This is a genomic window from Bacteroidota bacterium (assembly GCA_016714535.1).
GTDB lineage: Bacteria > Bacteroidota > Bacteroidia > AKYH767-A > OLB10 > JADKFV01.
On record JADKDR010000005.1, the window covers coordinates 367261 to 385442 of the forward strand.

An 18182-nucleotide genomic window follows, 5' to 3' on the forward strand; every position below is an offset into this window, starting at 1 on the left:
TGCTACATTGATCTTCGTTAATATGGTTTCAGCCATTTTATGCACGATTATTAGAAACATTTTTAAACAAGTTATATAGCAGGATTGAAAATAGTTACATTTGCAAAAAGATAATTAACACAATAAATTCTTTAAAATAATGAAAAAAACACTACTTGTAGTATCTGCCGCATTTTTATGCATAAGCAGCATGAATGCGCAGGATCAAAAAAGAACGCGCCAATGCGCAACACATGAACACAACGCAGAGTTAATGTCCAAAGACTCGCAGTTTAAAGCCAATTATGACAGATTAAATGCAGAAGCTGCAGAAGTTGATGCAAATCCCTCATTAAATAAAGTAACAAACATTGTGACCATTCCGGTTGTTGCGCATGTATTATGGAAAACTCAAACACAGAATATAGTAGATGCTAAGATATTTGCTCAAATAGAGCAATTAAATCAAGACTATAGTGCTACTAATACTGACACTAACCTTGTTCCTGCTGTGTTTAAGCCACTTATTGCCAATTCACAAATTCAGTTTTGTCTTGCAAAGCGCGACCCTCAAGGTAACCCGCATACTGGAATTAACCGTGTACAGACAACAAAAAGCTCATTTGGCTCAAGTAATGATGCAAAATTCACGAGTCAGGGTGGTGTAGACGCATGGCCTCGTGATAGTTACTTAAATCTATGGATTTGTAACTTAGGTGGTGGCTTATTAGGTTATGCACAATTTCCTGGTGGTGCTGCCAATACCGATGGCGTAGTTGTATTGTATTCTTCGATAGGAAGCATTGCAAATCCGGGCTCATTTAGCCCATACAACCTTGGTCGTACAACAACGCACGAAGTTGGCCACTGGCTAAATCTTCGTCACATTTGGGGAGATTCAAATTGCGGAAACGATTTCGTTTCCGATACTCCTGTGCAACAATCCTCTAATTTTGGTTGCCCATCATTTCCAAAGATCACTTGTAGTAATGGACCTAATGGCGAAATGTTTATGAACTATATGGATTATGTTGACGATGATTGTATGAACATGTTTTCGATAGGACAAGGGGCTCGCATGAACTTGCTATTTAACCCTAACAATGGAACTCGTAAAGCATTATTAACTTCTCTAGGCTGTGTTCCGGCAAGCATTAACGAAATTTCAGATGCTGCCGAAATCATGAGTATATTTCCTAACCCTTCAAGTGGTATTTTTAATCTATCATTTATGGCAGGAAATATTCGTCAATTTGAAGTAGAAGTGCATAATCTTGTAGGCCAAAAGGTATTTAGTACGCAAGAAAAGGCTTTTACAAACAGTAACTATCAACTTGATTTAAGTAGTTTGAAAAAGGGAGTATATAATATGTTATTTAGTACCGAAGGCAAGATTTATACAAAGCGAATAAGTATTCAATAAATTTAAATAAATAATTTTAAAAAAGCGCAACTAAGAAGTACTTTTGGTTGCGTTTTTTTATTATCAATAGTCTCTAAGAAAAGTGCGTTAAAGCACCATCACCGTATGCAAAAAATAATAGTTCTCGTTCTCGCTTATTTCTTCTCACAATTAAGCCTTATTGCTCAAGATGCTATAATCAGGTGCGGAACCACCGAGTATATGGCAGGCAAAAGTTATGGCAATACCAAAGTTTTGGAAAATGAAAACCAAAACCAAATATCCGGTGTTATTGTTATACCTGTGGTTGTTCATGTACTATACAAAGGAGAGCCTTTGGGTGTAGGTACAAACATACCTTCAGCACAAATTGAATCACAAATAGACATTTTGAACGAAGATTTTAGAGCGAATAACAACGACTTAAGTGCAGTACCTAATGTATTTAAGCCAGCAATTGGCGATTCCAAAATTCAATTTTGTCTGGCAAGCATAAATCCGGATAGCAACCCATCAAGCGGCATTGTGCGCAAGTTGACTACCAATTCCTTTTTTACATTGGATGATAAAATCAAGTTTGATACCGCAGGTGGCAGCAATGCGTGGCCTGCTGACAGATATTTGAATATCTGGGTTGGTGATTTAAAGGATTTCGGTGGGGGCAGTTCGTTATTAGGTTATGCCACTTTTCCGGGCGGCCCGCCTGAAAATGATGGGATAGTTATTTTATCTTCAGCTTTTGGCAATAAAGGTACAGTTAGCCCTCCTTATAATCGTGGACGCACCGTAACCCATGAGGTTGGGCATTGGTTGGGTCTCTATCATATTTGGGGTGATTCGCAGTGTGGAGACGACTTCTGCGCAGATACCCCACCGCAAGAGGGGCCTAACTATGGTATTAACAGCGGACAAGGGTTTCAATGTCCTCAATTTCCGAAAATTTCTGCACTATGTGGAAATGCACCCGAAGGAGATATGTATATGAACTATATGGATTACACCTATGATAAATGCCTGAATATGTTTACAAAAATTCAGTGTAAAAGAATGAATAATGCCCTTGAAAATTTCAGATCATCCTTTTTTACAAACTCCATATGCGCGCCAGCACCTGCTGAGGTCGATACTGCCGAAGTTGATTTTGAAATCTATCCTTCTTTATTTCTTCCCGGTGATGCAACAAATGAGCTTAATGTGCTTATAGTTGGAGAACTTAGTACCGATATAGAAGTTAATATTTACAACGCTTTAGGTCAATTATTTTTTAACGAGATTTATCTGAAGGATGAATATGCAACGCAAACCAAATTCATAATCGACACCTCCTTAATGCCGGGTGGTGGATATTTTATAAGAATATCAGCTAACAAAAAAGATTATGTAAAACGATTTGTAAAGTCAAAACAGTAAATGAAAACTTCAGACTCCCAATTGAATTTGTTAGAGGGTTCAATAAAATCGATGCCCGTGCAAACCATAGTTGAAAAAGTTAAAAATAATATTAGACTAAGTAACCAAGATGCATTAGTGTTATATCATACAGATATCAACCTGCTCGGAGTAAGGGCTAATGTGGTCAGAGAAAGAAAGAATGCCGACCATGTATATTTTAACCGCAATTTTCATATTGAGCCTACCAACGTTTGTATCTTTAGTTGTAATTTTTGTTCCTATTCGCGTCAGTACAAAAATCGCGAAGAAGGATGGGAGCTTAGCTATGACGAAATGCTTGATAAAGTAAAAAGCTATGATGGACATCCAATTACCGAAGTACATATTGTTGGAGGCGTACATCCCAAAATGGACATATATTATTTTGCAAGGCTATTAAAGGCTATAAAGGAACATCGTCCCGATTTGCACATTAAAGCATTTACAGCAGTAGAATTGGACTATATGATAAAAAGGGCGAAGATGACCTATAGCGAGGGTCTTGGCTACCTAAAGGAGAATGGCCTGAACTCGATACCCGGAGGAGGAGCCGAAATATTTGCCACCGAAATCAGAGCTAAGATATGTGCCGATAAATGCACCGCTGATGAATGGCTCGAAATACATGAAACTGCTCACAGGCTGAGCATGGCAAGCAACGCCACCATGCTCTATGGGCATATTGAAACCTATGAGCACCGTATTCAACACATGAGCCTCTTGCGCGATTTGCAAGATAAAACAGGTGGTTTTAATACTTTTATTCCTCTTAAGTTTAGGAATAAGGATAACGATATGTCGCACATAGAGGAGGTTAGTATGATAGAAGACCTTAAGAACTATGCTGTTTCCAGGCTTTTTCTAGACAATTTTAATCATGTTAAAGCGTACTGGCCTATGATTGGTCGCCAAACAACTCAGTTAGCACTTAGCTATGGAGTAGATGATATAGATGGAACCATTGATGATAGTACTAAAATTTATAGCATGGCCGGTTCCGAGGAGCAATCGCCAGCCATGACAACTTCGCAATTGGTAGATTTAATTAAAAATGCAGGACGGGTGCCAATTGAGCGCGACACCCTTTATAATGTTGTCAAAAACTGGAATTAATTAATGAGCCTGTTAATATTTGACTGAAATAATAGGCTGTCTGTTTTTGGATAGCAATTCGTTATGGTTTTTGTAAACAAAAACGTCAACATTCTTATTGCACCTTGATTTCTGCCGCATTTCCTTTCCTTAAAAACCGGCAGAATTTTTTTTACACAACAACTTACCACCTTAAAACCAATACATAAAAAATGAGCAGGCCACAGCTTCTTGTTGTTCGAAAAATAATATCTCCACAGATTTGTATTTGAAATTATTCTTCTATATTTGCACCCTTCAAAAAAAGAACAGGTTATGTCAAAAATTTGTGATTTAACGGGAAAGACTTCGATAGGAGGAAATCACGTATCATTTTCGAATAAAAAAACCAAGCGCAGGTTTAATCCCAATCTTCAAACTAAGCGTTTTTTCATTCCGGAAACCGGCCAATGGATTACGTTAAAGGTTAGTACAAGTGCATTACGCACTATTAACAAATTGGGTATAAGCGCAGCTATAGAAAAGGTTTTTCGTAAAGGCAGCCTTTAATATTTAGGATTAACAGAAAAAATAACTGAACAATGGCAAAAAAAGGAAATCGCATTCAAGTAATTTTAGAATGCACCGAGCACAAAAATAGTGGACAACCGGGTACTTCTCGTTATATTACTACCAAGAATAAGAAGAATGACCCTGAGCGTTTGGAGTTGAAAAAGTTCAACGCAGTGCTTAAGAAAATGACAGTTCACAAGGAAATCAAGTAATTAATAATCTAAATTAATACGAAAATAAAATGGCAAAGAAGGTTGTTGCGACACTAAAAACAGGAAAGGGAAAAGAGTTTTCGCGCGTAATTAAAATGGTTAAAACCGCATCAGGAGGATATTCATTCAAAGAAGAGATTGTGCATAACGATCACGTAAAAGATTTTTTGAAAGATAAGTAATTATCGCAATTCATAAAATATGTAAATGGCTTCTTTCGCTTGTAGAGAGAAGCCATTTTTTATAAAGATATATTGAGAATAAAAAATAACAGGCCGTATGGGTTTTTTCAGTAAAATATTTGGCAAATCAGAAAAGGAATCGTTGGACAAGGGGTTAGAAAAAACCCGTGACAATGTATTTACCAGAATTACCAAAGCGATAGCAGGTAAGTCAGCCATAGATGATGAAATACTAGATCAGTTGGAGGAGATACTGGTTTCGTCAGATGTAGGAGTAAATACTACCTTGACTATCATTGAAAGAATTCAAGCCCGGGTTGCAAAGGATAAGTACGTGGGAGCAAACCAACTCCATCAAATGTTAAAGGAAGAAATTACCATGTTGCTTAATGAGCAGCAAGGAGATTTAACTCCGGCTAATATATATGATTCTACTAAGAAGCCCTATGTAATAATGGTGGTAGGTGTAAATGGCGTTGGTAAAACTACCACAATTGGCAAACTTGCCAATCATTTTAAGCAAGACGGCAAGTCGGTTTTGCTGGGAGCGGCCGATACTTTTAGGGCAGCAGCTGTTGATCAGCTAACTATTTGGAGTAAACGTGTAGATGTGCCAATCATTAGCCAAGGAATGGGTGCCGACCCTGCTTCGGTTGCTTTTGATACCGTGCAAGCAGCCAAAGCACGTGAAGTGGATATTGCATTGATAGATACTGCCGGGCGGCTGCATAATAAGACCAGCCTGATGAATGAATTAGGAAAAATTAAACGCGTAATGCAAAAGGTGATTCCCGATGCTCCCCACGAAATACTACTTGTACTTGATGCAAGTACCGGTCAGAATGCGATTGAACAAGCCAGGCAGTTTATTTCTGTTACCGAGGTAAATGCGTTGGCATTAACTAAACTTGATGGAACAGCCAAGGGTGGTGTTGTTATCGGCATCAGTAATGAATTTAAAATACCGGTTAAGTACATTGGAGTAGGAGAGAAAATAGAAGACCTACAGTTGTTTAATAAAATGGAATTTGTTAACTCATTATTTAAAGAAACAATAATGGCGTAACTATATCCCTATATGTTGTAGCATGCAATCTATCCAAAAGAATATTTTTATTTTATTAATACTATTGGCAGTATTTCCAGTACTGGCGAATGCTCAAGCATTATCTGGAAAACAGTTTGAGATTTTTTGGTCCGATAATCTCGGCTTTCAATTATTAAGACAAGATTACCGATTAACTGCGGATAGCCTTGTAATAGCGGGTTTGTCAGATGATGGAAAGTCTACCGTAAATTATCTGAATCGAAAACTTAGCCGCAAGGAAAGAAAAATCGTAAGAAAGTTTGTAAACGATTATCGTTTCGATTTGCTCGATACCGTTTACTATAAAGACTTTGCAAATCTGGGTTATATTAGCTACGACCATTATCCAAGAGTTATCAAATTTAATTACCGCAGTGCTTTTTATACGCGAAGTTGTTCTATAACCAATTGTTATGTTGACAAGGCGGGGGACTTTATCATTTTTCTTAATCAGCTTTTGCCACCCGAAGTGAGAATTTCATACAAGAAGGAAAATTTTAAAGAGTAAAAAGAACATATAATCCGCTATCGTCATGTTTAAGTTAAAGCTTGCCACTGACCCACGATGGGTAAATATTGCAGAAGAAAACATAGAAGAGATATTGATAGATCATGCCTACTGCGAACAAAAGGCTGCAAGTAATGCAATTTCATTAATCATTTTATATCCTGAATTTTCGGACTTGGTTGAGTCAATGATTGAAATTGCCCAGGAGGAAATGGCACATTTTAAAATGGTGCATCAACTGTTGTTGCAAAGAGGTATGAAGCTTGGCAAGTCAAGAAAAGATGAGTATGTAAATTTATTATTGGAGTTTATGCGCAAAGGGGCTAACCTTAATCAAATTATGGTAGACAGGCTGCTGTTTGCAGCCATGATTGAAGCGCGCAGTTGTGAGCGATTTCGTATACTTAGCGAAAAGCTTACCGATAATTTTCTTGCTGGTTTTTATCGCGATTTAATGATTAGCGAAGCTAATCATTATACAACCTTCATAAATTTTGCACGCAAATATGGTAAGGAAGATGTTGATCAGCGTTGGGAAGAAATTTTACAATACGAAGCAGAAATTATGAAGCGCTTTAGTGTGAAGGAAACGATACATGGCTAATTCCTTTTTGCAGTTAGCATATTTGTTCCCCGATTTTCTTTCTTTTGTCATATGATTTTGGTCTTCAGAATTTTGTGGTTAGTGTTGTATGTAAAGATAATACGTAATAATCGATTCTTCTTTTTCCGAAGATTACATCCACTTAATTTTCAACTTGCTTTTCTTGTTAAGTTGTTTTTTGCATTCGCCATGTTTTTAATTTATACCTTTTATTACACCAATAGGCAAACTGCAGACATATTTCGATATTATGATGATGCCCGACTAATCTTACAGCATTTGCAGATAAAGCCATTTGCAACATACGATTTTTTACAAGGCCATTTTACAAGCGAAAATTATAGTTTGCGGGTAAGTGTTAATAATTGGGAAAATGCGAAGCATTCATATTCCAGTAATCATGTAATGATAATAATGAATGCAGGCTTGATATTAGTTTCGGCTGGCGATTATCTGATACAAATGATGTTTTTTACTTTTTTATCATTTGTAGGATTGATGGCGCTGTTCAAGGTTTTTAGTAAGTACTCGCAAACTCCACCCGGTGTATTGTTTGTGCTCCTATTTTTGCTTCCTTCTATATTATTTTGGACGTCAGGAATTTTGAAGGAAGCCCTAACCATATTTGGATTGGGCCTGATGATTTTTCATTTCTCAAAATTCATTTCTAACGCTGCTACTTACCTGGATCTTATTGGTATAATAGCTGTTATGTTGATGCTTGCATTTTTAAAATTTTACGTGGTATTAATTGTGTTGCCATGTTTGTTGATTTTAAGTATTGTACGCAAGTTAATAAAAAGGCATTCCGTAAGCATTGCATGGTGGTTTGCGGGCGTAAGTCTTTTTTATCTTTTAATGTTTTTGTTCAGTCATTATGTTGGAAGTATCAATGTATTAACAGCTCTAATTGAAAAGCGTAAGGCTTTTATTGTTCTCGCCCAACAAATGAATGCGGGCAGTTATTTTTCTACTCCCGATTTTTCAAACTATTCACAATTGATAGTGGCATTGCCTCGCGCGTTTATCAATACATTGTTGCGCCCGTTTTCTGATTGGTCCAACCCATTTATCGTAATTTCGGCTATCGAAAATGCTGTTGTATTGTTGCTTACATTGGTTGCCATGTATAATAGAAAAAAGCAAACAGATCTTAATTTACTTTGTGTATCGGTTGTGGTGGCCGGCTTTTCCTTACTTGGATTGATAGTGCCTGTGGAGGGTGCATTAGTTCGATATAAATCCATCTTTCTACCTTTCCTGATGATTTGGATAGCTGATAATATCGATTTGAATGCGATGGCTTCTCGATATGGCTTTATCAAAAAAATAATAAACATTTGATCGAGGCAGTATTATTTACAGTGCTTGCTTTAGGCATGCTTTATGGCATCATAAGATTGCCTTTTTTTAAATTATCCGGGGTTCCAAATAAAATCATTGCAATAATTTTTATTCTAAAAATTGGAATCGTTCAGGTACAAGTAAATTTGGCAAAAAAGTATGATGTTAATGCCGACATCTATCATGTGTTTGAAGGCACAAGGCCCTTTGCAAAATTATTTCTCACAGATAAAACCACTGCCTTTAGTATTTTTTGGGGACAGGCTAATGATGTGCAAGTTAAACCAATTACAAGCAATTTTCCCGGTTGGAATCACCGACTTCAAACTCACAATGATACGCGCACTTTAATAAGGCTTAATATGGTTGCCATTCCGCTTCATTGGTTTTATTTTAGTATTATGAATTTGTGGTGGGCATTTTTTTCGCTTTGTGCTTCAGTGTTTTTGTGTCGTAAAATTCCATCGTTACCTGCATTTGCAATGCTGTATAATAAATCAGCTATCCAGTTGGCGTTTTTTATTTGCACCACATCACTACCGGGATGTTTGTTTTGGTTTTCGATGGCTTTTAAGGAAACAGTAGCATGGTGTTTCTTTGCCTTGTTTATTATAGCTCTTTCTAATGTTATAGCACGGCCGGGTTTTGTCAATATCGCGTGGTTTGTACTTTCTCTGCTCATTTTTACATCAATAAAACTCTATTTTGCAGTTGCAGTAATGGTATTCTTGCTATTTTATTTTACGGCAAACTATTTTCGAAGATTTAACCCGATAGTTGCTAGTCTGCTTATTTTTGCTTGCATTGTTTCATCCTGGATTTTTGCAGAAGTATTTTTAAACTACCATCAGTTTTCTTTGGCAATTTATCAGCAAGCAAACAATACGGTTAATTATGCTGCCAAAGTAGATGCAAGCACACTATTGCCTTCACTACTTCAAGGTCCATCGGTGTTCGAAATTCTGCTAGCCATTCCCGAAGCAATATTTAGAATTCTTGCGATTCCATTTTTTCCCGAAACAAATAATGCTAAACTGTTGTTTCCTATTTTAGAGAATTATGTTTTATTTTCCTTGTTATTAATAGGCATGTTTCATTTCAGATATAAAAAGGAATTTGCATTAATTTCAATTGCTATGCTCTTTTTTGCATTAAGTTCCACTGCACTTATTGGTATAACTACACCCATTATAGGAACATATATTCGGTATAAGGTTCTTTTTACTCCATTTATTTTATTGGCTCTGGCATTACATATTGATTTAAGTAGTATTAAAATCTTTCGGAAATGGAGTTAAAGCAATTGATTAATACTACCACTAAACCCATCATTTTTTTTGATGGTTATTGTAACTTGTGCAATGTTGCAATACAGCTTATTATCAAGCACGACCAACATCAACAATTTTTATTTTCTACACTTACAGGCGAGTTTGCTTTGGCCAATAACCTATTTGGTCACATACAAATGGAGCAGGATACCATGGCATTATGGGTTAATAATCGACTATATATACGAAGCGATGCCGTAATTGAAATAGCCAAACGCCTTGGCGGATGGTTTGTCATCATTAGTTATACTAAAATATTCCCAAAGTTTATTCGAAATGGAGTTTACAATATCATAGCAAAAAGCCGGTATAGATTGTTTGGCAAGAGGGCAAATTGTATGATTCCCGACCAGGCACTATTGGCACGATTTGTCAAATAGAATACAAGTGGCCGGCATTCGCCTAAAATAATTACACATAAAATTTTGTTAGCATAATATTTGTTTACATTTTGCGTCATTCTTTCTACTCATTAATATTCAATTTTAAATGGAAAATAATAATTCAAAAAGTGGTAACACCACAAAAGTTGTATTGGGCGTATTACTTGCAGCTTCGCTGGGAGGTAATGTTTACCAAATGCAAAACACAAAAACCGAAGTTCAATATGTTCAAGCCAAAGCCGATTCGCTTGTAATTGAAAAAACGGATATTGAAAACGAGCTTAAAGCAACCTACGATGAGCTGGATAAATACAAAGGCCAGAATGCCCAGCTTGATAGCCTCCTGGCCGAAGCTAATAGCCGGGTAGATGACCAGAAATTGCGAATTAATCAACTTATTAAAACGAGTAAAAATTCGCAAGAGCTGAATTCTAAATTGCAAGCTGAGTTAGCCTCATTGCGCGAAATGCGCGACCAGTATCTGGATAAAATTGATTCGCTCATGTTGGCAAATCAACAGCTTACAGTTGATAAAGAAAATCTTACGGGCAAAGTGGATGAGTTAACCAAAGACCTCGCATCTACAGTTGACAAGGCAAGCATTGTTGGAGTAGAGTACGTAAAATTGGCAACATTTAAGAAACGTGGAAATGATAAGTACAGCGTAACTTCGTTGGCTAAGCGTACCAATAAATTTGAATCTTCGTTTACCATTATGGACAATAAAATAGCCAAGGCTGGAGAAAAGGTAGTATATTTACAAATAACCGAACCAGGTGGCAAGGTACTTGGCAACCGCAGCGAAGGCTCAAATAAATTTACTGTAAAGGGAAGCAACGAAGAACAACTTTTTACCACCTCTACAAAAATAAATTACAACAATGATAAGCAGGAAGTAACCATGAAATATGAAGAAGAAGAGCGCAATTTTGTAGCCGGTGCGTATAAAGTAAATATCTATCTCGATAATATGCTTGTGTCGTCAACAAACATTTTTTTAAAGTAAAGCTTGGTGAAGATCAAGGCTTTTGCAAGAGGGGTTAAGTGCATTGCCAATCGGACGGCACTGTTTATTGGCTTATGTACCGTTTTGCTTTCAGCATGTAATCCTTCAAAAAGGACTAAAACTTCTTCGCAAATACAGTTTCCAACGGATACTGCTACAACGATTCATTCTAATAAGGACACCGTCATTGATAATACGGAAAAGGGCGAACAAACACTTTCCATGAACTTTGTATTGCCATTTGATTTTGAAGAGAACCTGCAAACTGAAGGCGGCACTGGCAGCGAAACAAAAGTAGGCTCTGACGGCACTGAGCGATCTGCAGCAGCAATAAGTTTTTATCAGGGATTTCAAATGGCTGCTGCTGATCATGCATCCGAAAAGATAAAACTTAAAAGCCGTGCAATAGATACCGCTCAAGATTCGCTTTTATTGACAGCAAACTTGATTTTGGATGAAACATATAATGCCTCTTATATTTTTTCTCAGCTGAACCAGGTGCAGCTCGATCAATTGCAAAAACAAAATAAAATGCATCGTAAGTGGATTGTATGTCTTAATGCAATTCAGCAAGATTGTGAGCAGTGCATTCAACTCGTTCCCAACAATGCGCTTTTAATAAAGATGGCATCGCAGTATATATTCAAGAACTATGCGGCTGAACAAATTACTTGTTTATATCGCCCTTCGAATAATAAAGAAAAAAACCTGGCATTTAGTTTTATTAACCAATTGAGAGGGATGGGCGATAGCTCAACTGTAATTCCATTTGAGTACGGTATAACCAAGGATTCGCTCGTATTAAAGAGCAGCAAAACAAAACGGTTGATTATTATTGCAAGCAATGATGAATCGTATGTGTCGGCAGTTTTTAATTGGTTAAAGTATTATGCAGATAGCGAAAACCTTACGGTTTTCGGAATGCCAACCTGGGAGAATTTCGAATCCATCGATTTTAATCAGTTCCTTAAATTCAATACTACCATTTTTAATTCTAACTATGTAAATTACAATAGTCCTGAATTTACGGAGTTCAAGAAAGTATATACCAACCGTTACCACGCGGCACCCACACAGGCAGCTTATCTTGCGTACTTTTTTACCAAAGGGCTTATTGATATTGGCAACAGCGGTAAGTTAGTAGAATCGGGATTTAGTGAAGAAGATGCTGCCCTGTTTAACAACGATTTGTTTAATATAAAAGGAACAGGAAAAAATAGATATAGCAACTTAAAAGTACATATACTTAAATTTAAGGATTACAAACTGGTGCCGGTAGAGTAAGGATAGGCACTTTACTAATAGCAATATTGCTCAAGAAGGATATAATTTGACTAATACGGTTTTAAAAAAAACGTAGCTGAAGTTTCATACTTTACATATTGCAAATATTAAGTTTAGCCTTTATTAATAATTTAATAATCTTTAGTTTACTTTGTACTAACCTAATTGGTGTCACTTTGCAAAAAGCAATTTATGCACGAAAAGATATTGTTGGTAGATGATGATCCGGATATACTTGAGTTTGTAAGTTACAATTTAAGGAAGTCAGATTATGATGTATCTCTAGCCACCAATGGCAAAGAAGCCATTGAAGTGGCGCTCAAAGAGCGTCCTGACCTTATCATTCTGGATATCATGATGCCTGTTATGGATGGCATAGAAGCATGCAGACAAATACGAGAAATTCCGGAACTTAAACATACCCTCATTACCTTTTTAACTGCCCGTACAGAAGAGTATTCGCAAATAGCAGGACTGGATAATGGAGCAGATGATTACATAACCAAGCCAATTAAACCACGCTTACTTATTAGTAGAGTAAATGCGTTGTTGCGTAGAGTAAACCGCAGTAGCGATGAAACATTGCCACTTCACTTTGGCGACTTACTCATTAATCGCGAAAAGTATCATGTAATGCTAAAGGGAACCCAAATAAGCCTACCCCGCAAAGAATTTGAATTGTTGAGTTTACTTGCTACCAAACCGGGCAAAGTGTTTACCCGCGAAGATATTTTGAGTAGAGTATGGGGCGATGACATTGTAGTTGGTGATCGTACGATTGATGTGCATATTCGAAAAATTCGTGAAAAGTTGGGAGATGACTATATTCGTACCATAAAAGGTATTGGATATAAGTTTGACTTGTAAGACGTGATTCATTTAGTTTATTCTGCTATAATCTTAATAGTTGTCGCCATTTGGATGGCCGATAAATATAGACAACGCATTCACCTGAAACGTTTCAGAGATAAACTTTTACAACTTTCCAAATCGTTAGTGCCAGAACAGCAAACAAACTTTTCAAGCAGTTCGATGCTTAGGTTAATTGAATTGAACATTGAGAAAATTGAAGAAGCGCGCGAAATAGAAATGAATAAACTGCGCAATGTGGATTCGTACCGAAAGGAGTTTTTATCAAATGTTTCGCATGAATTAAGAACACCCATATTTAATATCGAGGGGTACATACACACCTTGCTTGATGGGGCTCTTGAAGATAAAAACATTAGCACTTCTTATTTGCGTAAAGCAGCCGAAAACCTTGAGCGTATCACCTCACTCATAGATGACCTTGATGCGATATCGCAATTGGAACCCGGCAGGTTTGCACTTGAAATTCGAGAGTTCGATATTGTAAAACTGATTTACGATGTGGCCGAGGATCTTAGGCGCAAAGCCATTCAGAATAACTGCTATTTGATTATTAGCACGCATATTGATTCATGTGCAGTATTGGCAGATCGCGAACGTATACGGCAAGTGTTAATCAATTTAGTAAATAACAGCATTACTTATGGCAAGCAGGGAGGCACTACTACGCTTTCCTTATCAACTGATGATTCGTATTGTTTTGTCGAAGTAAAAGATGATGGCATAGGCATAAGCGAGGAGCACCTCCCTCGTATTTTTGAGCGTTTTTACAGGGTTGATAAGGACCGCTCCAGGGTTAAAGGTGGAAGCGGTTTGGGCTTGTCTATTGTAAAGCATATTATCGAAGCGCATCAATCAGTTATTCAGGTTGAAAGTAAAAGCAATGCAGGAACCCGATTTACCTTTCGAATTGATAGAAAAACGAATGAGAACTAATTTTTTCGATTGAAGTGGTGATGGAGTGCCTAACAGAAATATTTGATAATGCAATGTGTCATCATCATCATCCTAATCATCTTTAGTAAAGTTAACTTTCAGTTATTTACATCCTGCAATATTACATAGCCTTGTCCATTGCAATCCGCTTCGGCCTCTTACACAATTGTATGCCTTATCTATCACCCATTTTGTAGGCATCTCATTATTCTTAACACTTGTACTAAGTAAAATTTCATTTTTTTCTCGTTTCCAACTTCCTTCTATTAATTCCTTTTCGAAAAATGAGTTTAGATAATAATATTGAAAGCTATTATCATCATGCAGATTTAGTTGTGGCAACGATTGCTCTCCACCACAGTTGGCAAAAGTTCCGATACTGAATTTATCCTCTCTTGTAGCTACTTTAAACGAAATTAACATTACAAAGGCAACAAGGAAAAAAATAGAATAGCTGATATAGTTTTTCATTTAGGTGTATCAGAGTTTAAAGAGCTGACTCCGCTCTTCTATGTTTTTTTTAAAATAAAGTTGGAACTATTAACAATAATACAACGCAGCAGCTTATAATGTTACAGGTTTTAAAAAATAAGTTTAATTATACCCGGTATGCACGTTCTTCAATAGGTGCCGCAGGGTACTTCGGTGTTCGACAAGCCATACAGAGCATTTCGAAGAGCGAGTTGTACAATAACTTGAGACATTGTTTTACAAAACTATCAAGTATCTGCATTGCAAATGCACATGAGTGTGGGACATCCGCATTGCAAATGCGGACTAATGGGGGAGACTTAACTGTAACTATATACGTTGCTTTAACTTTTTACATTGCGTAAGAGTCAACAGACTACATGCATTATTAAGATTTGTGCGAGGTTGCAAGTATTGTATTCTCCCCTCTCCTGAAGGAGAGGGGCAGGGGGTGAGGTTTTTCAACAAGCCATACGGAACATTTCGAGGCATGAGTTTTACAATAACTTGAAACATCGTTTTACAAAACAATCATGAATCCGCATTGCAAATGCAAACGAGCAGTGGATCCTGATACATTACAATTTTGATTTTTAAACAACTTGAAGCATTGCATTAGAAAACTATCTGGTATCAGCATCGGATATGCGGACGAGCAAAAGGATTTTTTTGTTTTTGGAAATCTTTTAAACTAACTTTGTACAAAAACAATGCAGTTAAATAAATTTAAAAATGCACACAGTACATCCACACTACATCACTGACAATACAGGAAAAAAAATATCCGTGGTGCTACCAATGCAAGAGTTTAAAGCTATAATGGAAGAATTGGAAGAGTTAGCAGATATTAAACTTTATGATGAAGCCAAAGAATCCAACGAGCCTTCTATTCCTATTGACGATGCTTTCAATATAATTGAAGCAAAACGCAAAGCGAAGTAATGGTTTACAATGTTACTTTAAAGAAACGAGCCATTAAAGCTCTTCTACAAATTAATGAGCCATATTATTCCGAGATCAAGAAGGCTATTTATAGCCTTGCCAATATTCCGCGCCCTATTGGATATAAAAAACTAAAAGGCAGAGATGGGTAGCGTATCCGTGTGTCAGATTGCCGCATTATTTACGAAATTTTTGACGATGTCCTTATTGTTGATGTTATTGACCTCGGGCACAGAAAAGATATTTACGAATAAAAGCGAAAAACTCTTTTACATGGGTTTTAATTTTAATTACTATCCCACACTCTTCAACCTGTTCCACATAGTATGTCGAGTTTCTATGAAAAGTCATTTTTGACGCGTCATCAAAGGGAGGCAAGCTCAAGTCAGCATTTTGTAACTTCATAATAATCTCCAGCACCGCTTCAAGTAAAGTCTTCTTACTTTTTAAAAATCTCAGCACTAGCTGGATTTGAATGTATATTATTTTTCTTTATTTCACAAACTTGTTAGTGGGAATTTCTTTTTCTTAATTGCCTTCTTCCCAATTCCAAATTTCATCTTTCTTAATAGTAACAGTAGTAACGAACTTGTTCTGCCACTGGTTTTGTAAAGGCTTGCGAGAAATTCTCCTACATTAAAATATGTTTTTACAACGACTGGAGAAATTGGTTTACAAAACTATCTGGTATCAGTATCACATATGCGGACGAGCGGGCGTGTAGCGCTAAGAATATACGTTGCTTGTGCTTTTAAACTTGTGCACGAGTCACTCTCTGATTGCCTTGGCTGTGACTCGCCCGAGGCTAAATGATTAGTGTTTAATAACAATTTTGTAAGTTTTTATTTGTTCTCCTTGAGTAAGTGAGACAAAATAAATTCCATTATTGATTTTTGAAACATCAAGCGATATTGAGGCACTAACTCCTGCAAATATTTTATCAAGTATTTTTTCACCAAGAGAATTGTATAATTGAACTGTCATGTTTCGCAAGTCAAATGGATGGTTGATAAATAATTCATTGTTTGCGGGGATAGGAAATATAGAATAATTTGGAATTTGAGTTTCTATTAAATCTAAAGCGCAACTGCCATAAGTGCAATTGCCAAAAACTGAAGAAATGCTGTCTGTAAAACAACTTAAGGCGCAATTTCCTGTGTTTACATAATTGGCATATACTATAAAGCCATAATCTAATACAAATCCATAAGTTAAATCTCCAATACCTTGAACCCATTGAATAGGGTCTTGGTACATTTGATAGAAGGGTATACGGGTAAATTTGATTCTCTTACGTGGAACTCCGCCCAAAATAAGCGTATCAACTGAATCAACGGCAAGAGCATAAGTGTTGGGAAAGGGTGTGTTTGTAACAGCATTAAATGTAAACGAATCTCCTACATTCAAGGTAAAATCATATAATAAATTTAGTGAATTGGGATCTGTACCAGCAAAAACTTTATTCGAATCAGTATGAATATAAATCCAAGGTTTAAGACACAGGGAATCAAAAATTTCTGATTTTGACGAATCAACTTTTTGCAAGAACTTATTATTGACTATAGTATCTCCAGTAATTTGAGTTTGCTGATAGGTACAGACACACAAAGGTGGCTGACCACTTCCAGGACTATACCAAAATGTTGCAAATTGTGACCAATGTGAATGATTAGGTGCAAACTCTATTCCTGTCTGAGCAAAAGACTTTTAAAAATAAAAATGTGAATAAAAATTAAAGTGATTGTGGTAATGCTCAGATGTTAATTTTATAAAACGTATACGGTTGGCGATGTACATCATTTATAATTAATCCTTAATATACAACAAAGATATGAAAAAAAACAATACTAGCAAACATGGTTGAGCCCTTGCTTCCCCATGAGTTATCGCTGGTGGCTCTTAGCAATACTATTCAACTTTTTTAATAGTTTTATAGACTAAAATTCAATGCTTTTGCATAGTATTGAAATTTTCAAAATCCCAGTATGCAAATTTTTTCGATTTAGTTTGGGATTGTTATATTTTTAAGTTGATAGAAGAATTAACCTTAACTATATACGTTGTGTTAGGAATTTATGAGCCAATGGCAAGGGCGCTTGGGTGAGCAAGGAAGATTTGAAATATTTTTCGGGTATGTTTTATTTTGGTTGTGGACTTTAGGGAGGCTTAACTGTAACTATATACGTTGCTGCAGCTTTTTACATTACGATTGATTCAACAGTCTGCATGCATTGTTAAGACTTGCACGAGGCTGCGTGTATTGTATTCTCCCCTCTCCTGAAGGAGAGGGGCCGGGGGTGAGGTTTAAATCGCTGTTCAACAAGCCATACGGAACATTTCGCAGCATGAATTTTACAATAACTTGAAACATCGTTTTACAAAACAATCATGAATCCGCATTGCAAATGCGGACGAGCGGGGGGGATTTCATTATTCGTGGGACGGGTTTCCTTTAAAAGGTAGCCACCTAAAACATCAAATTGGGGGTTTGAAACAGCTTTTACGCAGTTTAAAACGCATTTTGCCTAGCAAGCTGAAAGCTCATTCTTAAGTTTTATTAATTTTT

Annotated in this window: 20 protein-coding genes; 17 read left to right on the forward strand and 3 right to left on the reverse strand. The window is 36.6% G+C overall.

The window, feature by feature from the left end; all coding sequences use genetic code 11:
• Positions 1–139 precede the first annotated feature (139 nt).
• From IPO27_09230 to IPO27_09305, 16 genes are all read left to right on the forward strand, one after another.
• Positions 140–1402: a T9SS type A sorting domain-containing protein gene (locus IPO27_09230; GenBank protein ID MBK8846697.1), complete on the forward strand. Its 1263-nt coding sequence runs from the start codon at positions 140–142 to the stop codon at positions 1400–1402.
• 105 nt (positions 1403–1507) lie between these two features.
• Complete coding sequence (locus tag IPO27_09235; GenBank protein MBK8846698.1) at positions 1508–2791, forward strand: T9SS type A sorting domain-containing protein; 1284 nt, start codon at positions 1508–1510, stop codon at positions 2789–2791.
• A complete protein-coding gene (mqnE, locus tag IPO27_09240; GenBank protein ID MBK8846699.1) occupies positions 2792–3925 on the forward strand; it encodes an aminofutalosine synthase MqnE in 1134 nt (377 codons plus the stop codon).
• A 294-nt stretch (positions 3926–4219) separates the two neighbouring features.
• Positions 4220–4453 (forward strand): 50S ribosomal protein L28, encoded by a 234-nt coding sequence (gene rpmB / locus IPO27_09245; protein ID MBK8846700.1) that lies wholly within the window; start codon positions 4220–4222, stop codon positions 4451–4453.
• Positions 4454–4485: 32 nt separating this feature from the next.
• Positions 4486–4668: a 50S ribosomal protein L33 gene (gene rpmG / locus IPO27_09250; GenBank protein MBK8846701.1), complete on the forward strand. Its 183-nt coding sequence runs from the start codon at positions 4486–4488 to the stop codon at positions 4666–4668.
• A 29-nt stretch (positions 4669–4697) separates the two neighbouring features.
• Complete coding sequence (locus IPO27_09255; GenBank protein ID MBK8846702.1) at positions 4698–4850, forward strand: DUF4295 domain-containing protein; 153 nt, start codon at positions 4698–4700, stop codon at positions 4848–4850.
• Between the two features lie 97 nt (positions 4851–4947).
• Positions 4948–5916, forward strand: coding sequence for a signal recognition particle-docking protein FtsY (gene ftsY, locus IPO27_09260; GenBank protein MBK8846703.1), 969 nt, complete (start codon positions 4948–4950; stop codon positions 5914–5916).
• 64 nt (positions 5917–5980) lie between these two features.
• Positions 5981–6445: a hypothetical protein gene (locus tag IPO27_09265; protein ID MBK8846704.1), complete on the forward strand. Its 465-nt coding sequence runs from the start codon at positions 5981–5983 to the stop codon at positions 6443–6445.
• Positions 6446–6470: 25 nt separating this feature from the next.
• Positions 6471–7049 carry a tRNA-(ms[2]io[6]A)-hydroxylase gene (locus IPO27_09270; GenBank protein ID MBK8846705.1) on the forward strand — a complete coding sequence of 193 codons (579 nt, stop codon included), beginning with the start codon at positions 6471–6473 and terminating at the stop codon, positions 7047–7049.
• A 189-nt stretch (positions 7050–7238) separates the two neighbouring features.
• Entirely contained in the window at positions 7239–8393 is a 1155-nt protein-coding gene (locus IPO27_09275; GenBank protein ID MBK8846706.1) for a hypothetical protein, read from the forward strand.
• Positions 8390–9691: a hypothetical protein gene (locus IPO27_09280; GenBank protein MBK8846707.1), complete on the forward strand. Its 1302-nt coding sequence runs from the start codon at positions 8390–8392 to the stop codon at positions 9689–9691. The genes IPO27_09275 and IPO27_09280 overlap by 4 nt, the downstream gene beginning before the upstream one ends.
• The gene (locus IPO27_09285; GenBank protein ID MBK8846708.1) at positions 9682–10104 is read left to right on the forward strand and encodes a DUF393 domain-containing protein; all 423 of its coding nucleotides are present in this window, start codon (positions 9682–9684) and stop codon (positions 10102–10104) included. Before IPO27_09280 ends, IPO27_09285 begins: the two co-directional genes overlap by 10 nt.
• 109 nt (positions 10105–10213) lie before the next feature.
• Positions 10214–11113, forward strand: a complete 900-nt coding sequence (locus IPO27_09290; protein MBK8846709.1) for a hypothetical protein — start codon at positions 10214–10216, stop codon at positions 11111–11113.
• Between the two features lie 6 nt (positions 11114–11119).
• Positions 11120–12397, forward strand: coding sequence for a hypothetical protein (locus IPO27_09295; protein ID MBK8846710.1), 1278 nt, complete (start codon positions 11120–11122; stop codon positions 12395–12397).
• Positions 12398–12589: 192 nt separating this feature from the next.
• Positions 12590–13264 (forward strand): response regulator transcription factor, encoded by a 675-nt coding sequence (locus IPO27_09300; protein MBK8846711.1) that lies wholly within the window; start codon positions 12590–12592, stop codon positions 13262–13264.
• Between the two features lie 165 nt (positions 13265–13429).
• Positions 13430–14203, forward strand: coding sequence for an ATP-binding protein (locus IPO27_09305; GenBank protein ID MBK8846712.1), 774 nt, complete (start codon positions 13430–13432; stop codon positions 14201–14203).
• Positions 14204–14305: 102 nt separating this feature from the next.
• Here IPO27_09305 and IPO27_09310 read toward each other — a convergent pair whose 3' ends face one another.
• Positions 14306–14674 (reverse strand): hypothetical protein, encoded by a 369-nt coding sequence (locus tag IPO27_09310; protein ID MBK8846713.1) that lies wholly within the window; start codon positions 14672–14674, stop codon positions 14306–14308.
• Between the two features lie 732 nt (positions 14675–15406).
• Here IPO27_09310 and IPO27_09315 point away from each other — a divergent pair.
• Entirely contained in the window at positions 15407–15616 is a 210-nt protein-coding gene (locus tag IPO27_09315; GenBank protein MBK8846714.1) for a hypothetical protein, read from the forward strand.
• A gap of 813 nt (positions 15617–16429) precedes the next feature.
• On the opposite strand, the gene IPO27_09320 is transcribed toward IPO27_09315, so the two are convergent.
• Complete coding sequence (locus tag IPO27_09320; protein ID MBK8846715.1) at positions 16430–17224, reverse strand: T9SS type A sorting domain-containing protein; 795 nt, start codon at positions 17222–17224, stop codon at positions 16430–16432.
• Positions 17225–17819: 595 nt separating this feature from the next.
• Positions 17820–17987: a hypothetical protein gene (locus IPO27_09325; GenBank protein MBK8846716.1), complete on the reverse strand. Its 168-nt coding sequence runs from the start codon at positions 17985–17987 to the stop codon at positions 17820–17822.
• Between the last annotated feature and the right edge of the window lie 195 nt (positions 17988–18182).